This is a genomic window from Vibrio sp. 99K-1, assembly GCF_013114585.1.
Taxonomy (GTDB): Bacteria; Pseudomonadota; Gammaproteobacteria; order Enterobacterales; family Vibrionaceae; genus Vibrio; species Vibrio chagasii_B.
Genome location: NZ_VTXF01000004.1, coordinates 220,377 through 241,268 on the forward strand (window position 1 = coordinate 220,377; position 20,892 = coordinate 241,268).

Annotated in this window: 23 protein-coding genes; 19 read left to right on the forward strand and 4 right to left on the reverse strand. The window is 45.4% G+C overall.

Annotated features, from left to right (window positions below; all coding sequences use genetic code 11):
* Positions 1-30: 30 nt before the first annotated feature.
* From F0228_RS05030 to F0228_RS05050, 5 genes are read left to right on the forward strand one after another with little or no spacing between them, the layout of a single operon-like run.
* The gene (locus F0228_RS05030; protein ID WP_171761964.1) at positions 31-909 is read left to right on the forward strand and encodes an alkaline phosphatase family protein; all 879 of its coding nucleotides are present in this window, start codon (positions 31-33) and stop codon (positions 907-909) included.
* Positions 906-1,799: an ABC transporter permease subunit gene (locus tag F0228_RS05035; RefSeq protein ID WP_061033993.1), complete on the forward strand. Its 894-nt coding sequence runs from the start codon at positions 906-908 to the stop codon at positions 1,797-1,799. Before F0228_RS05030 ends, F0228_RS05035 begins: the two co-directional genes overlap by 4 nt.
* The gene (locus F0228_RS05040) at positions 1,799-2,584 is read left to right on the forward strand and encodes an ABC transporter permease (protein WP_171730294.1); all 786 of its coding nucleotides are present in this window, start codon (positions 1,799-1,801) and stop codon (positions 2,582-2,584) included. Before F0228_RS05035 ends, F0228_RS05040 begins: the two co-directional genes overlap by 1 nt.
* A complete protein-coding gene (locus tag F0228_RS05045) occupies positions 2,584-3,603 on the forward strand; it encodes an ABC transporter ATP-binding protein (RefSeq protein ID WP_116871116.1) in 1,020 nt (339 codons plus the stop codon). The genes F0228_RS05040 and F0228_RS05045 overlap by 1 nt, the downstream gene beginning before the upstream one ends.
* Position 3,604: 1 nt before the next feature.
* Positions 3,605-4,264 carry an HAD family hydrolase gene (locus F0228_RS05050; RefSeq protein WP_171761965.1) on the forward strand — a complete coding sequence of 220 codons (660 nt, stop codon included), beginning with the start codon at positions 3,605-3,607 and terminating at the stop codon, positions 4,262-4,264.
* 99 nt (positions 4,265-4,363) lie between these two features.
* Here F0228_RS05050 and F0228_RS25795 read toward each other — a convergent pair whose 3' ends face one another.
* On the reverse strand, positions 4,364-4,552 hold the full coding sequence (locus F0228_RS25795; RefSeq protein WP_253820277.1) for a hypothetical protein: 189 nt from the start codon (positions 4,550-4,552) through the stop codon (positions 4,364-4,366).
* Between the two features lie 103 nt (positions 4,553-4,655).
* Here F0228_RS25795 and hppD point away from each other — a divergent pair, with 103 nt between their 5' ends.
* Genes hppD through maiA form a run of 4 tightly spaced genes read left to right on the forward strand, consistent with a single transcriptional unit; the run spans position 4,656 to position 8,640 of the window.
* Positions 4,656-5,729, forward strand: coding sequence for a 4-hydroxyphenylpyruvate dioxygenase (gene hppD, locus F0228_RS05055; protein WP_060980836.1), 1,074 nt, complete (start codon positions 4,656-4,658; stop codon positions 5,727-5,729).
* Positions 5,722-6,852, forward strand: coding sequence for a homogentisate 1,2-dioxygenase (locus F0228_RS05060; RefSeq protein WP_171761966.1), 1,131 nt, complete (start codon positions 5,722-5,724; stop codon positions 6,850-6,852). The genes hppD and F0228_RS05060 overlap by 8 nt, the downstream gene beginning before the upstream one ends.
* A gap of 12 nt (positions 6,853-6,864) precedes the next feature.
* Positions 6,865-7,902: a fumarylacetoacetate hydrolase family protein gene (locus tag F0228_RS05065; RefSeq protein ID WP_171761967.1), complete on the forward strand. Its 1,038-nt coding sequence runs from the start codon at positions 6,865-6,867 to the stop codon at positions 7,900-7,902.
* Positions 7,903-7,956: 54 nt separating this feature from the next.
* Complete coding sequence (maiA, locus tag F0228_RS05070) at positions 7,957-8,640, forward strand: maleylacetoacetate isomerase (protein WP_171761968.1); 684 nt, start codon at positions 7,957-7,959, stop codon at positions 8,638-8,640.
* A gap of 82 nt (positions 8,641-8,722) precedes the next feature.
* Here the strand turns inward: maiA and F0228_RS05075 are convergent, their stop codons facing one another.
* Complete coding sequence (locus F0228_RS05075; protein WP_171761969.1) at positions 8,723-10,708, reverse strand: acetoacetate--CoA ligase; 1,986 nt, start codon at positions 10,706-10,708, stop codon at positions 8,723-8,725.
* Between the two features lie 200 nt (positions 10,709-10,908).
* Between F0228_RS05075 and phhA the strand changes: the two genes are divergently transcribed.
* From phhA to F0228_RS05090, 3 genes are all read left to right on the forward strand, one after another.
* Positions 10,909-11,703 (forward strand): phenylalanine 4-monooxygenase, encoded by a 795-nt coding sequence (gene phhA / locus F0228_RS05080; RefSeq protein WP_171761970.1) that lies wholly within the window; start codon positions 10,909-10,911, stop codon positions 11,701-11,703.
* On the forward strand, positions 11,693-12,031 hold the full coding sequence (locus F0228_RS05085; protein WP_171761971.1) for a 4a-hydroxytetrahydrobiopterin dehydratase: 339 nt from the start codon (positions 11,693-11,695) through the stop codon (positions 12,029-12,031). Before phhA ends, F0228_RS05085 begins: the two co-directional genes overlap by 11 nt.
* A gap of 131 nt (positions 12,032-12,162) precedes the next feature.
* Positions 12,163-13,275 carry a Fic family protein gene (locus F0228_RS05090; RefSeq protein WP_171761972.1) on the forward strand — a complete coding sequence of 371 codons (1,113 nt, stop codon included), beginning with the start codon at positions 12,163-12,165 and terminating at the stop codon, positions 13,273-13,275.
* 148 nt (positions 13,276-13,423) lie between these two features.
* Here the strand turns inward: F0228_RS05090 and F0228_RS05095 are convergent, their stop codons facing one another.
* Positions 13,424-14,674, reverse strand: a complete 1,251-nt coding sequence (locus F0228_RS05095; RefSeq protein WP_171761973.1) for a hypothetical protein — start codon at positions 14,672-14,674, stop codon at positions 13,424-13,426.
* 255 nt (positions 14,675-14,929) lie between these two features.
* Here F0228_RS05095 and F0228_RS05100 point away from each other — a divergent pair, with 255 nt between their 5' ends.
* On the forward strand, positions 14,930-15,139 hold the full coding sequence (locus F0228_RS05100; RefSeq protein WP_004736949.1) for a DUF3283 family protein: 210 nt from the start codon (positions 14,930-14,932) through the stop codon (positions 15,137-15,139).
* 96 nt (positions 15,140-15,235) lie between these two features.
* Positions 15,236-15,952: a YebC/PmpR family DNA-binding transcriptional regulator gene (locus F0228_RS05105; protein ID WP_061034006.1), complete on the forward strand. Its 717-nt coding sequence runs from the start codon at positions 15,236-15,238 to the stop codon at positions 15,950-15,952.
* A gap of 129 nt (positions 15,953-16,081) precedes the next feature.
* Here the strand turns inward: F0228_RS05105 and F0228_RS05110 are convergent, their stop codons facing one another.
* A complete protein-coding gene (locus tag F0228_RS05110; RefSeq protein WP_008216858.1) occupies positions 16,082-16,312 on the reverse strand; it encodes a DUF2798 domain-containing protein in 231 nt (76 codons plus the stop codon).
* An 84-nt stretch (positions 16,313-16,396) separates the two neighbouring features.
* Between F0228_RS05110 and F0228_RS05115 the strand changes: the two genes are divergently transcribed.
* The 5 genes from F0228_RS05115 (at position 16,397) to F0228_RS05135 (ending at position 20,776) form a co-directional block, all read left to right on the forward strand.
* Positions 16,397-17,296, forward strand: a complete 900-nt coding sequence (locus F0228_RS05115) for a LysR family transcriptional regulator (RefSeq protein ID WP_116871107.1) — start codon at positions 16,397-16,399, stop codon at positions 17,294-17,296.
* A gap of 16 nt (positions 17,297-17,312) precedes the next feature.
* Positions 17,313-18,188: an NAD(P)-dependent oxidoreductase gene (locus F0228_RS05120; RefSeq protein ID WP_061034008.1), complete on the forward strand. Its 876-nt coding sequence runs from the start codon at positions 17,313-17,315 to the stop codon at positions 18,186-18,188.
* A gap of 166 nt (positions 18,189-18,354) precedes the next feature.
* Positions 18,355-18,927, forward strand: coding sequence for a TetR/AcrR family transcriptional regulator (locus tag F0228_RS05125; protein WP_008216855.1), 573 nt, complete (start codon positions 18,355-18,357; stop codon positions 18,925-18,927).
* Between the two features lie 449 nt (positions 18,928-19,376).
* Positions 19,377-20,147 (forward strand): SDR family oxidoreductase, encoded by a 771-nt coding sequence (locus tag F0228_RS05130; RefSeq protein ID WP_171761974.1) that lies wholly within the window; start codon positions 19,377-19,379, stop codon positions 20,145-20,147.
* 83 nt (positions 20,148-20,230) lie between these two features.
* Positions 20,231-20,776, forward strand: a complete 546-nt coding sequence (locus tag F0228_RS05135) for an OsmC family protein (RefSeq protein WP_032498156.1) — start codon at positions 20,231-20,233, stop codon at positions 20,774-20,776.
* Positions 20,777-20,892: the final 116 nt, after the last annotated feature.

A 20,892-nucleotide genomic window follows, 5' to 3' on the forward strand; every position in this document is an offset into this window, starting at 1 on the left:
ATATTCAAAACAAGCAACAGAGAATAGACCATGAGTAATAAGGTTATCCTTGTTGTTCTAGATGGACTGAATTATCAGGTAGCCCGTGATTGCATGGGCTACCTGAACGGTCTTCTAGAACTGAGTGATATGCATGAAAAGCAGGGCGATTTGCAGAATAAAAAGATCACTTCGCAGAGCACGCAGAAAAACAAGCTGCGCGCGACGCTTTACCCAATGCAGTGCGAGATGCCATCCATGTCACGCCCACTGTATGAGTGCATTTTAACTGGGGTTCACCCTGTTGAGAGTGGCATTGTTAACAACCAAATCGTGCGTTTATCGAATCACGAGTCGATCTTTAGCTTGGCTAAGTCACAGGGCAAAGTAACGGCTGCCGCGGCGTACCATTGGGTGAGCGAGTTGTATAACCGAGCGCCTTTTGACGCTGTGCGTGACCGTTTTACCAACGATGAAACCATGAACATTCAACACGGTTGTTTCTACCATTGGGACCACTACCCAGATGAAGCCTTGTTCTTGGATGCTGAGCACTTGCGTGTCACTCATCAGCCGGACTTCTTACTGATTCACCCAATGAACATTGACGACATGGGTCACAAGCACGGGTTGGACTCTCGCCAATACCGCAATAGTGCACGTGGCGCGGATATCTACCTATCGAACTACCTTGAGAAATGGGTTGACGATGGTTATCAGGTGATCATCACCAGTGACCACGGCATGAACAATGACTTATCGCACGGTGGCATTCTGCCTGAAGAACGTGAAGTGCCATTCTTTGTGATTGGCGATAAGTTCACACACCAAGCCTGTTCAGTGAAACAGACTGATATTTGCGGCAGTGTGTGTCAGCTACTCAACCTTGAACACGATAAATCTTACACTCAGGAATTGTTGGCCCTATGAGCAGTTCTGTAATCACGCAGAGCGATGGTTCTGCGCTTAAACCTCAAACCAAATCTTGGTTCAAACGCTTCAAGCCCGCTTTGTGGCTTGCGCCTTTCGCACTGTTTTTCTACTTGTTCCAACTGGCCCCTATGGTCTGGGTGCTGATCAACAGCTTCTTCTACGACGATGAGCTTTCTCTCGAAAACTACTCTGAAATATTCGACTCTGCTTTTATGATGCAGGCCTTTGGCAACAGTTTATGGTTGTCTATTTGGTCGAGTATTGTCGGCTTGGCGATTGCGACTCTGCTCGTTTCTTCATTGCGTCGCGTTGATTCTAAAATCCGCGATGCGGTGATTGCTTTCACTAATATGAGCAGCAACTTCTCTGGCGTACCTTTGTCGTTCGCCTTCATCATCATCTTAGGCACTAACGGTGCAATCACCTTATTGCTCAAGCAGTACGGATTGCTTGGGGACTTCGACTTGTACGGCAAGTGGGGCTTACTGGCGATTTACATCTACTTCCAGATTCCACTGGCGGTGTTGTTGCTGTATCCAGCGTTTGATGCCCTTAGTGATGACTGGCAAGCCGCCTCGGCACTGCTTGGTGCGAAAACCTGGCAATACTGGACCAAAGTTGCGCTTCCTGTGCTGTCTCCGGCCTTATTTGGCACCTTCATCATCTTGATTGCTAATGCGATTGGCGCGTATGCAAGCGTGTATGCGTTGACCTCGGGTAACTACAACGTGATTACGATTCGTATAGCGAGCTTGGTATCGGGCGATTTGTTCCTAGAACCTAATCTAGCTGCGGCGATCTCCGTGATTCTGATGGCGATGCTGGCCTTCATCACAGTGATTAACCAATGGCTGATCAGCAAAAGCTACGCAGGGAAGAGAAAGTAATGAATACTGTAAATACTCACTTTCATAAAACGGTTGTCTATTCGATCGTTGGTATCATGATGATCCCGATCTTAGCGACCTTCATCTACTCGATCTCTTCACGTTGGGGCGCGACAATCCTGCCTGACGGTTTTACTCTGGATTGGTACATCAATCTGCTGACGGATCCTCGCTTCTTACAAGCCTTCGGCCGTTCACTGTTTATTTGTGTGGCAGCATTGTCATTAAGTGTGGTGTTGATTCTGCCTGCGATTTTCGTGGTGTTTTACTATTTCCCGAAACTCGACAAGGTCATGAATATCATGATCTTATTACCGTTCGCGGTGCCACCAGTGGTGTCGTCGGTGGGTTTGCTTCAGCTGTATGCCGATAGCGAAATCTCACTGATAGGCACACCATGGATTCTGATCGGTACTTACTTCACCATCGCGCTGCCATTTATGTATCGCGCGATTGCCAACAGCTTTGAAGCGATCAACCTGCACGACTTGATGGACGCGGCTCATCTGCTCGGCGCAAGCACCACCAAGGCGTTCTTGTTGATTATTCTGCCAAACCTTAAGAAAGGGTTAATGGCGTCACTGTTCTTATCGTTCTCGTTCCTACTAGGCGAGTTCGTGTTTGCCAACATCTTGGTGGGGACACGTTACGAGACATTGCAAATCTACCTATACAACATGCGTCAAACCAGTGGTCACTTCACGTCAGCCCTTGTGATGACGTACTTTCTGTTTATTTTCTTACTGACTTGGTTGGCAAGTCGTTTCAGCCAGGGAACCAAATAATGAGCTATGTAAATGCGAAAAACCTCACCAAGCGTTTTGGTGAAAACACAGTATTTGAAGACATTGAATTCTCCATCGAGAAGGGGGAGTTCATCACGCTACTTGGCCCGAGTGGCTGCGGTAAATCAACGTTGCTACGTAGCTTAGCAGGTCTAAATCCGGTCGATGGTGGCGAGATTTGGGTGAATGGTGAAGAGATCACTCATCAAGTACCGCAAGAGCGTGGCATCGGCATGGTGTTTCAATCTTATGCGTTGTTCCCGAATATGACGGTTGAGGGCAACATTGCGTTTGGCCTTAAGATGAAAAAGCTTGCCGCTGACGAGATAAAGCGCGAAGTCGCGAAAGTGATTGGGCTGGTGGATTTAACGGGCAAAGAGAAGTTCTACCCGCATCAGTTATCGGGCGGTCAGCGTCAGCGTGTGGCTTTGGCAAGAGCCTTGGTGGTCAAGCCGCGTATTCTATTGCTCGATGAGCCACTTTCAGCTCTGGATGCGAAGATTCGTAAACATCTGCGCCAACAGATCCGAGACATTCAAAAAGAGATGAACCTGACCACGATCTTCGTGACTCACGATCAAGAAGAAGCGATGATCATGTCTGACCGTATCTTCTTGATGAATAAAGGCGAGATCGTGCAAGCGGGAACACCTGAAGAGATCTACACTCAACCAGCCAATGAGTTTGTGGCAGGGTTCATGGGACACTACAACTTGGTACAAGCGAACAAGGCTAAGCAGCTGTTTAATATTGAAACCGAGTGGAAAGTGGCGATTCGACCTGAATCTATCTACGTTAAAGAGCAAGGCCGACAATATGGCGAACATATCTCTGCGCCGAAAACCGGCACCATTCGTAACCACCAGCTGTTGGGCAACGTGATTCGCTACCAAGTGGATGTCGATGAGTGCGAGCTAACGGTCGACCTACTTAACCGTTCTTCTGAACGACTATTGGCAAATGGCAGCCAACTTGAACTCCTGTTTAACCTTAACGAAATTCAACCTGTGAGAGCCTAAGATGTTCAAACCTTTGTATGTATTCGATATGGACGAAACGCTGATCAACGCTGATGCAGCGATGCTCTGGAATGAATTCTTGGTTGAAAAGGGCATAGCTACAGCGCCGAACTTTATTGAAGAAGACCAGCGCTTAATGGGCTTGTATTCGGAAGGTCAGCTGAACATGGAAGACTACCTTGCGTTTGCTATGGAGCCATTGGCTGACATGCCAACTGAACAAGTCAGCGCTTTGGTTGAAGAGTGTGTTGAGCAGCATATTTTACCTAAGCAGTTCAAACAGTCTAAACCCTTGATAGAGCAGCTCGAGCGTGACGATATCGACATGTTGATCATCTCAGCCAGCGTCACTTTCCTAGTAGAAGCAGTGGGTCGTAAGATTGGTATCGAGAACGCACTCGGTATCGATTTGGTCGAAAACCAAGGCCGCTTTACGTCTCAAATATTAGGCGTGCCAAGCTATCGAGAAGGTAAAGTTACCCGTTTGAAAGAGTGGTTAGACAATCAAGAAACTAACTACTCAGACATTCACTTTTATACAGATTCAATCAACGACTTACCTTTGTGTGAACACGCTGATTTTGCGTACCTAGTGAATCCATGCCCGCGTTTGAAAGCATTGGCCGATCAACCGAATTGGTCGATTTTAAACTGGGATTAACGTGAATCCTATATTCGAATTAGCTTCGTTTTAGAACTTATCAAGCCGCTGACTACAGCGGCTTTTTGTTTGCCAGTGAATGAGATTTGGTGGAATTCTCTAATTTGTACTTTCCATTGAAAATCTCATATGTAACAACTTAATAACATCTCTTGCTTGATTGTAAATCAAACCACCATCTTTCAATCCCTTGATAGCGCTCACTTTCTTGTTACTAGAGATTGTGTGTAACAAATATTTTACAATTTGACGGGTTTTTAGCGTGATTGCCCATTTCTCTCCATCCATTCCAATCTGTCAGCTTGTGAGCCAAATTTAATTAAGGACAAAAAACACACAACCATTTCATAAAAAACGTAACACAAGACCGATAGGTACAAGGAGAAAGTTCATGGTGGAGTCATACAACCCGCTTGGTACGGATGGATTCGAGTTTGTTGAATACACAGCTGTCGACCACAAGGGAATTGAGCAACTTAAAGCGCTGTTTGTGTCACTTGGTTTTGCCGAGATCGCTAAGCACCGTTCAAAAGAGGCTTGGCTTTATCGACAAGGTGACATCAACTTTATCGTCAATGAACAACCACACAGCCAAGCTGAAGCGTTCGCTAAAGTTCACGGCCCATCGGTGTGTGGCATGGCGTTTCGTGTTAACGATGCAACCACGGCAATGACGCAGGCGTCTAGCGGTGGTGGTGAAGAGTACAAGACCGAAATCGGGCCAATGGAGCTGAGCATTCCTGCTATTTACGGTATTGGTGAAAGTTTGCTTTATTTCGTAGACCGTTACGGCAAGCAGAGCATCTATGATGTTGATTTCCGATTCTATGACGATGCGGAAGAGCGCATGGCAAAAGCTGATGTAGGCCTCTACGAGATCGACCACCTTACGCACAACGTGAAACAAGGCAATATGGATCTGTGGTCTGGTTTTTATGAGCGTATCGGTAACTTCCGCGAGATTCGTTACTTTGATATCGAAGGTAAGCTGACAGGCCTTGTGAGCCGCGCAATGACATCCCCATGCGGCAAAATCCGCATTCCTATCAATGAGTCTTCAGATGATAAATCACAAATTGAAGAGTTCATCCGCGAATACAACGGTGAAGGCATTCAACACATCGCGCTTGCTACGGATGACATCTACAAAACAGTGAAAACCCTGCGTGATCGCGGCATGGACTTTATGCCAACCCCAGATACTTATTACGAGAAAGTTGACGAGCGTGTGAAAGGTCACGGTGAAGACACCGATCTGCTGCGCGATTTACGCGTTCTGATTGATGGCGCGCCGACCAAAGACGGCATCTTGCTGCAAATTTTCACGCAGACAGTAATCGGGCCTGTGTTCTTTGAAATCATTCAGCGTAAAGGCAACGAAGGCTTTGGTGAAGGTAACTTCAAGGCGCTGTTTGAATCGATTGAAGAGGACCAGATTCGTCGAGGAGTATTAGACGATGCATAAATGGATCTCGTTTCCTCATCGGGAGGGGGTGTGTTCTAAACAAGCGCATGCCGACTTCCCCGAAGAGGCAATCTATGAGCGAGAGGCGGGCCGAAGTGGTTTCTTCGGCCCTGCCGCTCACTTCCATCACCAACATGCGCCAACAGGTTGGTCTGAGTGGGAGGGCGACTTACGCCCTCGCGCTTTTGATTTTACGCTGGTGGAAAAAGCCAGCCAGATAACCCCTTGGGCTGTGCCTCATCTTTTGCACAACGCGGACTGCAAAATTCGCGTATGGCGCATGGATGAGAAGATGGATTTCTTGGTACGTAACTCCGATGGCGATGAGCTACTGTTCATTCACCAAGGCAGGGCTGATCTCTATTGCGACTATGGTCATTTAGAGGTGAATGAAGGGGATTACGTGATGATCCCGCGCTCAACCAGTTGGCGCTTGGAGCCAAGTGAGCCGATGTTCATCTTGATGATTGAGAACACCGACGCCGCTTATTCCTTGCCAGAGAAGGGCATGGTCGGCAATCACGCGGTGTTTGATCCAGCGGTTCTTGAAATCCCGTCGATCAACGATCAATTCCGTGCTCAGTACTCCGAAGATCAAACTCAAGTTCAGGTGAAACGCCACGACAAAGTCAGCGTGATCACTTATCCGTTCAATCCTTTAGACGCGATTGGCTGGCATGGTGATTTGGCTGTGGTGAAAGTGAACTGGCGCGATATCAGACCGCTGATGTCACATCGCTACCATTTGCCACCCTCTGCACACACGACCTTTGTTGGCGCAGGTTTTGTGGTGTGTACCTTTGTGCCGCGCCCGATTGAGAGCGACCCCGGTGCGCTGAAAGTGCCGTTTTACCACAACAATGATGATTACGACGAAGTACTTTTCTATCACGCTGGAGACTTCTTTAGTCGCGACAATATTGAAGCGGGCATGGTGACTTTCCACCCTGCGGGCTTCACTCATGGGCCTCACCCGAAAGCCTTTAAGGCTGGGCAAGCGTATAAGAAAAAGTTCACCGACGAAGTGGCTGTGATGATCGATACCCGCCATGCACTGCAGTTTTCCGATGAACTCGATAGCGTTGAGAACAAAGAATATGTCTACAGTTGGCAAGAGAAGTAAGGGGCAACAAGGATGAAATTAGCAACCAAGAAAAATGGTACTCGCGATGGTCTGTTGATGGTCGTGAGTAGAGATCTCAAACAGTGTGTGCCAGCGACGGAGATTTTTCACGCGATGCATCTGGCGCCAACAATGCAAGTCGCCTTGGATAACTGGGACAGTGTGGCATCTCAGTTAGAGGAGCTATACAACTCACTCAACACTGGCCATGTGACAGGCAGTGAAGTGTTTGCACCTCAATATTGTGAATCGCCTCTGCCACGTGCTTATCAATGGGCAGATGGCAGCGCGTATGTAAACCACGTTGAGCTGGTGCGTAAGGCTCGTGGCGCTGAAATGCCAGAAAGCTTCTGGGTTGACCCGCTCATGTATCAGGGTGGCTCAGATGCCTTTATTGGCCCTCGTGACAACATTGAATTTGCCAGTGACGAGTGGGGTATCGATTTCGAGGGTGAAGTCGCGGTGGTTACCGGAGATGTGCCAATGGGTGCCAGTGCCAAGCAAGCGCATGATGCGATTCGCTTATTGATGCTAGTGAATGATGTGTCGCTGCGTGGTTTGATTCCTGCTGAGCTCGCCAAGGGCTTTGGTTTCTTCCAGTCTAAGCCGTCTTCAGCGTTCTCTCCGGTTGCCGTTACACCCGATGAGCTAGGTGAACAGTGGAAAGGGAGTAAGGTGCACCTGCCACTGACTTCAACCTACAACGATACGCCTTTTGGTTGTCCAAATGCTGGTGTGGACATGACTTTCAATTTCGCGGAGTTGGTTGTGCATGCTGCGAAGACTCGTCCACTGTCGGCTGGTGCGATCATTGGCTCTGGCACGGTATCGAATAAGCAAGGCACTGATCACGGCACCTCAATTGCGGAAGGTGGAGTGGGCTACTCCTGCATTGCTGAAGTACGCATGATAGAGACGATTCGTGATGGTAAGCCGTCGACTCAATTCATGTCGTTTGGTGATTCGATTCGCCTAGAGATGTTCGATGCCGATGGTGACTCGATCTTTGGCGCGATTGACCAAAAAGTCAGTCAATATCGACCACGCTAGTGATATCAACAAGAGTAAAACTACAGAGAGGCACGTTATGAACGAGGGCTCTTTATGAACAAGAAGATCACACTCTATGGTTATTGGCGCTCTTCGGCAGCCTATCGAGTGCGTATTGGGTTGAACCTAAAGCAGCTTAGCTATGAGTCGAAATCGGTGCATTTGGTGCGTAACGGCGGCGAGCAGCATGATCCACAATATCGCGAGCTCAATGCCAATGAACTAGTGCCAGTGCTGGTGGATGGTGACGTTAAGCTCAATCAGTCGCTGACGATATTGCAATACTTAGACGAAAGCTATTTGTGTGAGCGCTACCCAGATACCTTGTTGATCCCTGAGCAATCACCACTGCGCTATCAAGCGTTGGCGATGGCTCAGGATATTGCGATGGAAATTCACCCTCTCAATAACCTGCGCGTGTTGCAGTATTTGGAGCGAGAATTGTCGTGCGAGCAAGAGGCGAAAATGGAATGGCTTCACTATTGGATGAGCCAAGGGTTCCGTGCACTAGAAGAGAAACTGGCGAAGCTCAGAAAAGCGCATGGCGACTCAGTGTATAGCCTCATGGACTCGCCTTGTATCGTCGATATTTGCTTAGTGCCGCAAGTCTACAATGCACTGCGTTTTGGCGTTGATATGTCGCCTTATCCGCTGATTAACTCGATTGTTGCAGCGTGTAACAAGTTACCTGCGTTCATCGAAGCAATGCCAGAGAATCAGGCGGATGCGAACGGATAGCCATAGATTAAAATTTAATAGTCTCTAAGATTAAGGAAGCCCTCCACGATGTTCATTCGTGGAGGGCTTTTTTGTTTCAAGTTTAAAGCGAAATCACACGCTTGATCTCATCGAGCACATCCGCATTGGCTATCGCGCCGAGGTTCTCAACGGGTTTACCATTCACGATCTGTTTCACGGCCAGCTCAACTAGTTTTCCTGAGCGTGTTTTTGGTACGTCGCTGATAGTAAAAATTTGGCTTGGTACATGCCTAGGTGAACAAGAGGATTTGAGCTTGTGCTTAATGGCGGCCAATAGCGTTTCATTGAGAACCACACCTTGCTGCAGTTGAACGAACAACCAAATCTGCTCATTGCGGTCGATATCTTTACCGACGGCGATGGAATCTATGATGCCCTCAATGGTGTTCACTTGTTGGTAGATCTCAGCAGTACCAATACGCACACCTCCAGGGTTGAGCGTAGTGTCACCTCGCCCGTAGAACAGATAACCGCCATGCACGCTCTGTGCGACCTCGTCACCGTGATGCCATACATTGTCGAATCTATCCCAATAAGTGCTGTGGTAGCGCTCTCCGGTGTCATTCCAGAAGCCAACTGGGAAGTTTGGGAGGGAATTCGTGCACACCAGTTCACCACGTTCGTGATCGACTTTATGGCCCGTTGAATTGAATACCTTGATGTCGACGCCAAGCCCTGCCTGTTGGCACTCACCGCGATACACCGGCGAGATAGGATTACCTAACACAAAGCATCCGCAAATATCCGTGCCGCCAGAAATGGATGCTAAATGCAGATCTTGCTTGATGTGTTTGTAAACGAAATCAAACTGCTCTGGGTAAAGCACTGACCCAGTTGAACACAGTGTCCTCAAATGAGGCAGAGAGTGGCTGTCGATAGGCGAGACTTCAGCCTTCTCAATCGCTTCTAGATACTTGGCTGAGGTACCAAACAGCGACACATCGGCGCGCTGTGCCAAGTCCCACAGCACATTAGGTTGCGGGTAAACAGGGCTGCCATCAAAGCTCACCAAACAAGCTCCGCTGGCGAGTGCAGAGACGTGCCAGTTCCACATCATCCAACCACATGTGGTGTAGTAGAAAACGCGATCGTTCTGCTTAACATCGCTGTGCAGTTGATGCTCTTTTAAGTGGTTGATGATGGTGCCGCCAACAGAGTGCACTATACACTTTGGCTTACCTGTGGTTCCGGAAGAGTAGAGCACAAACAGCGGATCATTGAAGCCGATACGCACAAATCGAACAGGCTGTGGCTGGTAATGATTGATGATGTTGTTCCAGCTTTGTAGCGATACGTCATGCTCAAAATCATTCTTTTTTAAATAGCCGATCTGACACACCTGTTTTAGCTCGCTGAGATGTTCAATGATGGCGCTGTTCTTGTCTGCCATATCAAATGTTTTACCATTGAAGGTGTAACCATCGCAGGTGAATAGCACTTTGGGCTTCACTTGGCCGAATCGCTCAATCACACTCTCAACGCCAAAATCAGGCGAGGTTGACGTCCAAATCGCCCCTAAGCTGGTGGTCGCGAGCATGGCGATCACGGTTTGTGGCAGGTAGGGCGTATACGCAGCAACCACATCACCTTGCCTTACGCCGCTATCAACAAGCCATTGCTGAACGTTGGACACAGCCTCACATAGGGCTTTCCACGTGTAGCTCTGCTGCTCACCACGCTCATTCTCAAACCAAATTGCGTGCTCGTCAGGCATGGTTTGCGCCAAGCGCAGCAAGTTCTCGGCGTAGTTTACTTGCGCATTCGGAAACCAAGCTGCATCACGATTGGATTTAGGTTGCTGCCAGCGGCTCTCACCTTGCGTTTTGATGTCATCCCCTTGCGAGCCAACCACTCCACAAAACTGCCACACGTTTTGCCAAAACGACTCAGGCTGATCCACCGACCATTGATGGAGTTCGGCGTAGCTTTGTATGCCTCTATCTAGGTTTAAATCAGACAGATTAAGGTTGTCGATAAATCGGGTTAAGTTGGCATCAGCGATACGCTGATCGCTTGGCTGCCAAACTGGCTTGTTGCTTTCGTACATTCCTTTACCTTTAACAAAAACTTAACGATTTCAGTCTGGTATGAAGGTTTTACAAAGTCAAAAGATCAGGGAAATAATGCTTTGATATATTTATGTAAATAAAATGTTACGTTAAGGGCTATTTCGAAAAATAGCGTAAATTTGGCGCTTACAATGAGTGGGGATAGGCTTAAAGGGAGACATTCGAAAGGAGGTACGTAATGACTCAATATCATTCTAAGCCCGTGAGCCAAGAGGGATGGGTTGAGTGGAGCCTCGAAGAAGACGCCATTTGGCACGACTTGGTGAAAAGGCAACTGGACGTCATTGATGATCGCGCATGTGAAGCTTATTTGCATGGATTGACGCTGCTTGATCTGCCATTAGACAGAGTTCCTCAACTCCCTGAGATAAACAAAGTTCTAAAGGAAACAACAGGTTGGCAAGTACAGCCCGTACCTGCGTTGATCGATTTCGACCGTTTCTTTGATTTGCTCGCCAATAAGCGATTCCCTGTAGCAACATTTTTGAGAACGCGAGACGAGTTTGATTACCTACAAGAACCAGATTTCTTTCATGAAATTTTTGGTCACTGTGCCATGCTCACTAACCCTGATTTTGCCGCTTTCACTGAGCAATATGGAAAGCTAGGCCAAGCAGCCACCTCTAAACAGCGAGGTTACCTTGCCCGTTTGTATTGGTTTACGGTTGAGTTCGGTTTAGTAAAAGAGGGCGATAGATTGAAAATCTACGGCGGCGGTATTCTTTCTTCTCCAGCAGAAACTAACTATGCGCTGGAAGGAGATATGGCCGTTCGTGAGCGTTTCGATTTACAAACGGTGCTAAGAACCCCTTATCGCATCGACATCATGCAACCGAAATATTATGTGATTAATGATCTGGCTGAGCTATTTCAAATCAGTCAAGAAAACCTGTTACAGCAAGCTGATCTCGCAATTGAAGCGGGGTTACTACCACCACTTTTTGAACCCAAGGAACCGACACATGTTGAATGAATTAAAATGCGAAGCCTGCAGTATTGACGCGATTGCCCTGAGTAAAGATGAGCAGCAGTCTCTTTTGTTGGAGTTGTCTGACTGGCAAATCATCGAAAGAGACGGCATTCCGCAGCTTGAGAAGGTGTACAAATTTAAAAACTACAAGCAAGCATGGGCATTCAGCAACAAAGTGTCAGAGTTGGCAGAAGAAGAGTTCCATCATCCTTCTATCTTGTTGGAGTGGGGCAAAGTTACCGTCACTTGGTGGAGCCACTCAATCAAAGGCCTGCACAAAAATGACTTCATCTGCGCCTCACGCTGCGATGTGTTCTCGGTGAGTGAATAGTCCTTCTGGGCTGGAGAAGTACTTCTCCAGCCTCAATGATTTGAATACCCCTTTATTCGACTCACTTTGTGATTTGAATAATGACCTTAAACACCTCATAATGTGATTTGAATAAGTGATACTTTCGCATCATGGGGCGTAATATGTGGATTTGGCAGCAAGATAATTGGCCAAACTTTGTTTGGGATAATCAGAGAATAGGCGTGAGGTTAAGAGAAGTTCGGCTTAATCAGGGCATTTTATTGGGCAAGATTACCTCTCAATCTGCAGACCAAACGCAAACAATGCTCGATACTTTGCTAGCGAACATTGTCCACTCCAGTGCGATAGAAGGAGAAAAGCTGAATGCCTTCTCTGTTCGTTCTTCTTTAGCCAACAAACTTGGCGTGAGTGAAGAGCGACCTTTTCCTACGACAGAACAAACCGATGGCCTAGCTGAAATTATGTTGGATGCGGTGCAGAACCTAACAGAGCCACTAGCGCTTGATAGGATCTTACATTGGCACGATAGACTGTTTCCTCAAGGCTACACCATGTTTAACCCTGTAGTTGGAGGTCAGCTACGAGGTGACGCTCCGATGCAAGTGGTATCAGGAAGAATTGACCGTCCAACCGTGCACTTTGAAGCGCCTAGCCGAGACATTCTTGATGTTGAGCTAGATACATTTATCACATGGTTTAATGATTCACTTACCGACGCTACACTCGATCCCTTACTTAGAGCTGCTATAACCCACCTCTGGTTTATCACTTTACACCCGTTGGATGACGGTAATGGGCGTATTACGCGATTGTTGACTGACTTGGCTTTAGCACAAGCAGAGAAGCAATCGGTACGCTTCTATGCGATGTCGGTGGGGATACTTGCTAATCGCAAACATTACTACGAGATATTGGAGAAAACCCAGAAAGGGGGACTCGATATCAGCGATTGGTTGATGTGGTTTTTAGATACATTAGACGAGACGTTTACAGGCGTTTTCGCTGAGATCGATCAAACCGTTTATAAAACCAACTATTGGCGAAGCATCGACCAAACGAAGCTTACAACAGAGCAAGTAAAAGTGCTGAATAGGATGCTCGATGGTGATTTCTCAGAAGGTATCAATGCCAGCCAATATCAGAAAGTAGCAAAGGTGAGCAGTGCCACTGCAACACGTCATTTGACCGCTTTGATTGAGCATGGCTGCTTAGTTAAATCTGGTTCTGGAGGCCGAAGCACCCGCTATCTGTTGCCGAAGTAGGGTTTATACACTCATACTCATTTCTATACTTAAAACCTGCCAATGTTCTAACCGAATACTGGCAATCTTTTTGGTTCTAGAGTGTGGTGTATCTGTGGTTTAGATCTAGGAGGAAGGTACAGATAGCTCCATTGTTTTTAGACCAGATTTAACTGAAATTACAGTACTTTTTTGCAATCTGTAAGGTCTTGATGCGAGAGTCAATATCTTCTAATTGCCTAGGAGACGATACAAAGTCGTTAAAGTCGCTAACCGTTTTGAATCTGAAAGGGTTGCTCAAGTATAATTTGATACAATTTTCAAAAACATTCATCAGCTCAAAACACTTGATACTGTAATCGTTGCCGTTAATCCCAGCATGCATTGCTCTGTTTCGAACTTCCCTAGAAGCTTTCATTTTCTCTACAGTCAACTCTTTATCTATATAGAAAGAGCTTATCCTTTTAGATAGCTCACTTGTATTGTCCGCTGATAGCAATACTTCGAAGACAGACCAAAGTTTAGTGAAACGAAACTCCCCATCATTTATGTCCAGAGCTTCAATGTATAAAATCAAGCACTTTTTAATGTGCTCTTGAATATTGCTATTTCTATATCGTTTTAAAAAGGTGTCTAATAAATCGTCTAAAGGCCTAACATCGATTTGACGAGTTGTTGATGGCTCATACTCTTTTTCATACCAAAACGCTGATTTTTCATTAGGTTTAAAATCAACAGAGTGTAGCGTGTGAAATCTACCAGTTTTTATTTTTGAGGAAGATGGGTACCTGTCTTCATGTTTCCATGCCAGGAACGATATGGATTTAACTAAACTGAGTTGCACTAATGCTCGATAAACAGAAAGTATGTTTAGTGCCTTTGTTATCGCAGCTTGTTCATTATGGGCATCTACAGTAATGATTACATAAGTATGTTGAGATACTTCTTGTTTCTCGTATAAGTTTTTATACTCTTTTGTGTTATCAAAAACCACATCACGTTTGCGTTTTGCTGCTTTAGGAAGTTCATTATAGAACTTCAGATTACACTCATTAATCGTCCTAGATTTTAGAATCCCACCTTTCAACGTCATGCTAACAGAGGTAATTATTTTGAACTTTTGTTTGTTCATTAGGATTTTTGCACATTCTTTTTCGTAGTTATGGAATGCTTTTTTATAAGTCGCTTCTTGTGTTTTACACTCCTTATCTTTCAAGGCTGAAATATACGCATTGCGAAAAAAATGAATCTTATCTGAAGCTGTCAATGAGGTGTGTTTTTTATCATATGAAAGGATGTTATCAATTAGGATATCTGAGTTCATTTCCCAACTATACTGGCCTTGCCCATTTTTTTTGATTGTTGTAGAAAGCTCCTTTAATAATAAACGTGTTTTCTTTATCTGTGACTCGTAATTCATTGAAATATCCACCCAAATATAGTTTCAACATTCTATACGTATCCTAATTACTCAACAATATCCATATAGCAAAGCTTAACTTAAATGACCCTGCCACTTTCGACCAAGCGCACTTTTCCTAAACTAGCTTGACCTACATCAGCACTTGCTTGGTTTCTTGTCTCATAAATCCTTTCTGTTACTCATAGTATTGGTTTTATGAGGCTGCTCTATGATATATTTCTCGGCCAAGTGTATTACAGACGAAGGCGACTAATGTCTATCAACCTTTCACTCCTTCCACCCAGCGAGAAAAACAAAATCGAACTGGATAAGCAGGCATCGTTTCTAGTATGGAAATTGAAGCAGGCTAAATGTGGCCCTGAAGCCATTGTTGAAGAAGCAATGAAGCTCGGTGACCCAGATGAAAAGGCGTGGTTTGAACAGTCTGTAGAAAAATACAAACGAGTAATGGGCGTCGCATAACCGCAGACAAACCTTGCTCGGCAAAGCTGTAGAATTGAAATGACACAGTAATTTGCTAGAATTTGCCCCGTTAATTGAATCAGAGAGAAGATCCCGATGGGAAGAAGTTTTGAAGTGCGCAAAGCCTCAATGGCTAAAACTGCTGGCGCAAAAATTAAAGTTTATTCCAAATACGGTAAAGAAATTTACATGTGTGCGAAGAATGGTGGCTCAGATCCAGACATGAACCTGTCGCTTAAGCACCTTATTGCTAAAGCGAAGAAAGACCAAGTTCCTGCACACGTTATCGACAAAGCGATCGACAAAGCAAACGGCGGCGGTGGTGAAGACTACGCTCCAGCTCGTTACGAAGGCTTTGGCCCAGGCGGCACAAGCGTAATCGTTGACTGTCTAACTGACAACGGCAACCGTACTTTCCAAGACGTTCGCCAATGTTTCGTTAAAACTGGCGCGAAAATCGGTGTTGAAGGTTCTGTTTCTCACATGTTCGCTCACCAAGCTGTATTCCAGTTCAAAGGTGAAGATGACGAGATCATCCTAGAAACACTAATGATGGACGACGTAGACGTAACAGACGTTGAGCTAGAAGATGGTGTAATCACTGTATTCGCTCCAACAACTGAGTTCTTCAAAACGAAGACTGCACTAACTAACGCGTTCCCTGAGCTAGTTCTAGATGTTGAGGAAATCACTTTCGTTCCTCAAACTACGACGCCGGTAGCGGAAGAAGATTCTGAGAAGTTCCAGAAGTTCTTAGACATGCTTGACGACTGTGATGATGTTCAGCAGGTTTACCACAACGCTGAGCTGTAATTTTTACAGTGACAACAGTTAATAAAAAACCGAGCCTAGTGCTCGGTTTTTTTATGCTTTTAGTATTGATCAAGCCTTGATCATCGTTCCGTATTTTTGCCACCAAAGAGCCCGTTAATACAGCACTGATTAGCAAAGCGTGCGCGGTCGACAAATCCACTCAGATAGCTTTCGAATCAAAGGGAGCACTGTAAGGTTCAGCACAATGGCACACGGCCAAGCAAGAAAGAAGCTTTGTAACCAGATTGGCGGCCAATCGTGGCTGAATCCCATTTTATAGCCAGAAATTAACCCAGACATGATGGTTGCCATGGTGAGTGAGGATAAAATCGCGGTTACCCAAAATTGTTTTTTGCTCATCTATGTTTCTCCCGTGATTTTCTGTAACTGATGAGATAAGGTTACAACTATCCATTAATGAGAAAAATAGGCATAAATAGAAGTATGAATTCCATATTCGGAAACATTGACGATCTATTCCTGTTTTGTACTGTGGTTGAAGAGGGCTCGTTGCTGTCGGCATCGAAGCGGCTTCAACTGCCTGTGTCGACCATGTCACGCCGGTTAACCGCTTTAGAAGAGCGTTTGAGTATCCGCTTGCTAGAAAAGAAGGGAAGGGAGCTTGTAGCGACGAAAGATGGCGAGGCGGCCTTTGCAGCGCTGAGCAGTGGTATGGAGTCCCTTCATCAAGGCTTTAGTAGCCTGCTTGAAGAGCGCGACGCTATTCAAGGCAAGATAAAACTCGCCGTGCCTCATAATTTCTATAGTGGTTTTCTTCGCCCGACTGTCGAGCAATACCTTACTCAATATCCAAATGTGCAGCTCAATCTGATTTTGAGCCAGCAGCAAGTTGTGCCTCAAACCGATCGCGATTTGTTGATCACATTTCAGATTTCCGACATGGACGGCATGATCGCTCGACCATTGTTTAAAGCGAAACATGGCTTTTTTGCAAGCCAAGCCTATTTAGATTCGCGTGGACCGATCGTTAAACCGGAAGATCTTGAACATCAAGACTGGATTAACGTTGACGATGTGTTTGATATGCCGCTCTACAAAGCGGGTCACTTGGAACAGATGGTGACGATCAAACCCAAGTTTATTGTGAACGATATTCATGCGGTCGCGGCGGCAGCGCAAAAGGGGCTGGGTATCGCTTCGCTGCCTTTTCGTCATGTGTATCCGGAAATGAATCTGGTTCAAGTGCTCCCTGAGTACCATCGGGGTGATCGCCAAGCGTATTTAGTGTACAAAGAAAGAAAATATCAGCCGAAGGCTTTAACTCTGCTTATTGAGGCGTTAATTAAAAGCGTTCAGTCGTTCCATAGCGATGAGCTGAGTTAAACAAAAGGAGAAAGAAATGAAAGTAAGTTTTATCGGGTTAGGCGTTATGGGTTTCCCAATGGCAGGGCATCTAGTCAAAGCCGGTTTCGAGGTAACGGTATTTAACCGTACTCACAGCAAAGCATTGGACTGGGCTGAAAAACACCAAGGTAAAGCCGCTGAGAGCGTTGCTGAGTGTGTGGCAGAAGCTGATGTTGTGCTGGTTTGCGTGGGTAACGATGATGACGTACGCAGCATGACAACCAGCGAAACAGGTGCATTGGCCGCGATGAAGCCAAACGCGATTCTTGTTGATCACACTACAACGTCTGCAATCCTTGCCGAAGAACTTGAAGTTGCAGCGAAAGAAGCGGGTATTCGCTTTATGGATGCACCAGTATCTGGTGGTCAAGCAGGCGCAGAAAACGGTGTGCTAACTATCATGTGTGGTGGTGAGCAAGAGCTATTCAACGACCTTCAACCTGTATTTGAAGCTTACGGTAAATCGTCAGTTCTGATGGGTAAAGTAGGCCAAGGCCAACGCGCGAAAATGGTTAACCAGATCTGCATCGCGGGTGTGTTGAACGGCTTATCTGAAGGCTTAGTGCTTGCTGAGAAATCAGGCTTGGATATCCCAACTCTGGTTGATTGCCTTAAAAACGGCGCTGCTGGTTCGTGGCAGATGGAAAACCGCGCTACGACAATGGCGCAAGACAAGTTTGATTTCGGCTTCGCCATTGACTGGATGATCAAAGACTTAGGTTTCTGCCTAGATGAAGCTGAGCGCCAAGGCATTCAACTTCCATTGACGGAGAAGACCAACAACGCATACAAGGCTCTGTCTGCACAAGGTGAAGGCCGCATGGATACCTCTGTATTGATGAAAGCTGTGGTTGAAGAGACAAAGAAGTAGAAAGATAGAAACTTCGTTTAGATAACTAAAAATAGCCGCTAATCAGTGGCTATTTTTTTGCCCACCCACACTCGAACTTTACACCTCTTGGAATCCCATACCTACTGATAGATAGGCGATGCCTGTGAATTATGCTATATTCCCCCAAAATATAGGTGGAATTAATATGAAAGAACTTAATCCAACGGCAGAAAAGATCGTCGATTTAGCTGAAAGTTATATGCAAAGCCGAGGTTTTAATGGCTTCAGTTTTCGCGACATTCAAAATGAGCTTGGGATAAAGACTGCGAGTATCCATTATCATTTCAAAACGAAACAAGACCTGGCTCAAACGGTATTTGAACGTTACCTTGTTAATTACGAAGTAGCGTTAAAGCGGATCGAGAGTCAAGACATCTCTGCAGAAGGTAAAATTGAAGCGTTAGCCGACATTTTTGTTGACGTACGCGAGAACAACAAACTGTGTCTATGTGGTATGTATGCTTCTGACTTCTATTTTTTGGCGGATGGTTTGGAAAGCCTATTGTCTAAATTTGTTCAAATCAATGAAGACTTTATTCGTAAAAGCATAGAGCAGGGGATTGCGAGTGGACATTTCCGTTCTGGATTAGAAGCGACTCAAGCTGCGAGGCTAATTTTTGTCGCCTTGGAGGGGGGGATTTTACTGTCTCAATTCAAGGACACAGACTATATTCGTTCGGTGAAAGCCAGCTGTTTAAACATTCTGAAGGCGTCATAGTTTATCGCTCAGATTGATACGGCGCGGTATAGCAATCGGCTTTGTAGGAGACATTGTCATCGCGCTGTAGATATGTTGGACGTAGTGCAACCCAAAAGAGATTGTAGTTTTGAAAGCGAGGCTTAGCCCTCGCTTTTTTTATGTCTAAAAACTGATCATTGGACAAAATTCGTAATGGATCTGACTCACTAAATGGTGTTGTAGACACTTTTCATGAGACGTATGCTCATTTCTATAAAATAATTTTATTATATATATATCTGATAAATAATGATTTTTGTTGGTTTAAACTTTATCTACCTATCAGTAGGTAGATAAAGTTGTTGACGCGAAACCGATCCGATCTTAAAGTACACCCACTGACGAGGAGATGGTCTCTACTACTCCTCCATTTTTTTGAATAATTAACCTATCTACTAGTAGGTAGGTTTTGAATTAAGGATTTCATTATGTTTAATACATCTTCTATTGCACTAATTGTTGGCGGTTCTTCTGGTATGGGTAAAGCAACAGCAGAGCGACTGCTTAAGTCTGGTGTGCCTGTAATTATTCTCTCTCATGACAAACAGAATCTTGCTGAAGCAAAATTGGATCTGGAATCAACCACGAATGGTCATGTTGAAACTGCTCAGGTTGATTTATACGATCCTTCTGCTGTTCAAAGCTTTATTGAACAGTTAAATGCAGAAAAACGTCACATTGGCTACTTGGTGAATGCGGCTGGTTTCTTCAAACCTGTCGATTTCCTTGAGCATTCTGAGCAAGATTACGACCTTCAGTTAGATATGAACCGTGCTTTCTTCTTCATTACACAAGCCGTTGCGAAAAATATGAAACAACACGGTGGTGGCGCAATTGTAAACATCGGTTCTATGTGGGCACATCAAGCAATTAAAGCAACGCCTTCTTCAGCTTACTCTATGCAGAAAGCGGCACTACATGCACTGACAAAAAACCTGGCCATTGAACTAGGCGACCACGGTGTACGTGTAAACGCTGTGGCTCCAGCAGTCGTGATGTCGACAATTTATAAGTCATTCATCGCTGAAGATGAGATTGAATCTGCACTACAAGGCTTTAACGATTTCCACCCAATCGGTCGAATTGGTTCTACAGACGATGTTGCTGACGCGATTGAATATCTACTATCGAATAAGTCTTCTTGGGTAACGGGCACGATTCTAAATGTCGATGGCGGCGTGATGGCGGGTCGAAACTAAATTACTTGTCGCCTTCCACGCGGTGTGGGAGGCGCTACATGAATATTAATCACTATAAACAAGAAATAATTAAAGGATTTAACATGAGTAATGCACCATTAAATGGCCTTAACTTAGAAGACCTATCAGCTTATACGAAAGTTATTACTGATGATGCAACACAAGCGGTATCTGAATACGGCATTGTTGCTGAATGGAAAGGTGGTGTTCATAGCGAAATTCGCACGTTGAACCAAAAGGTAGGTGGAACAGAAATCGTTAAAGATTTTACTTTCGACGTGGGGGAACCAGAAGAGCTTCTTGGCAATAACGCATACCCTACGCCACAAGATTACCTGTTGGGTGGCATGGCTGGCTGTATGATGGTTGGTTTTGTTGCAGGCGCCAGTGCCCGCGGCATTCGTTTAGAGTCTGTAAAGTTGACCATCAAAGGTGCTTTGGATCTTCGTGGGTTCTTGAATGTAGCAGAAGAAGCTCCGGTTGGCTTCGAAGAGATCCAATTTCAGTTTGAAGTTCAAGGTGATGGTACTCAAGCTGATTACGATGAAGTTATTGCTGGGGTCCAACAATTCTCTCCGAATTACCGAACAATCAGTGATGCCGTTAAAGTATCAGCGATTGTGGCTTAATTAAACGATTTTATTTAATTAGCTAAAAATATAGAAACCTTTTTTAATTTATGCACTGCCACTGCTTTGAGCCTATATTTTAATATAGGCTCTTTTTTATTCTAAACCCTCTAAAT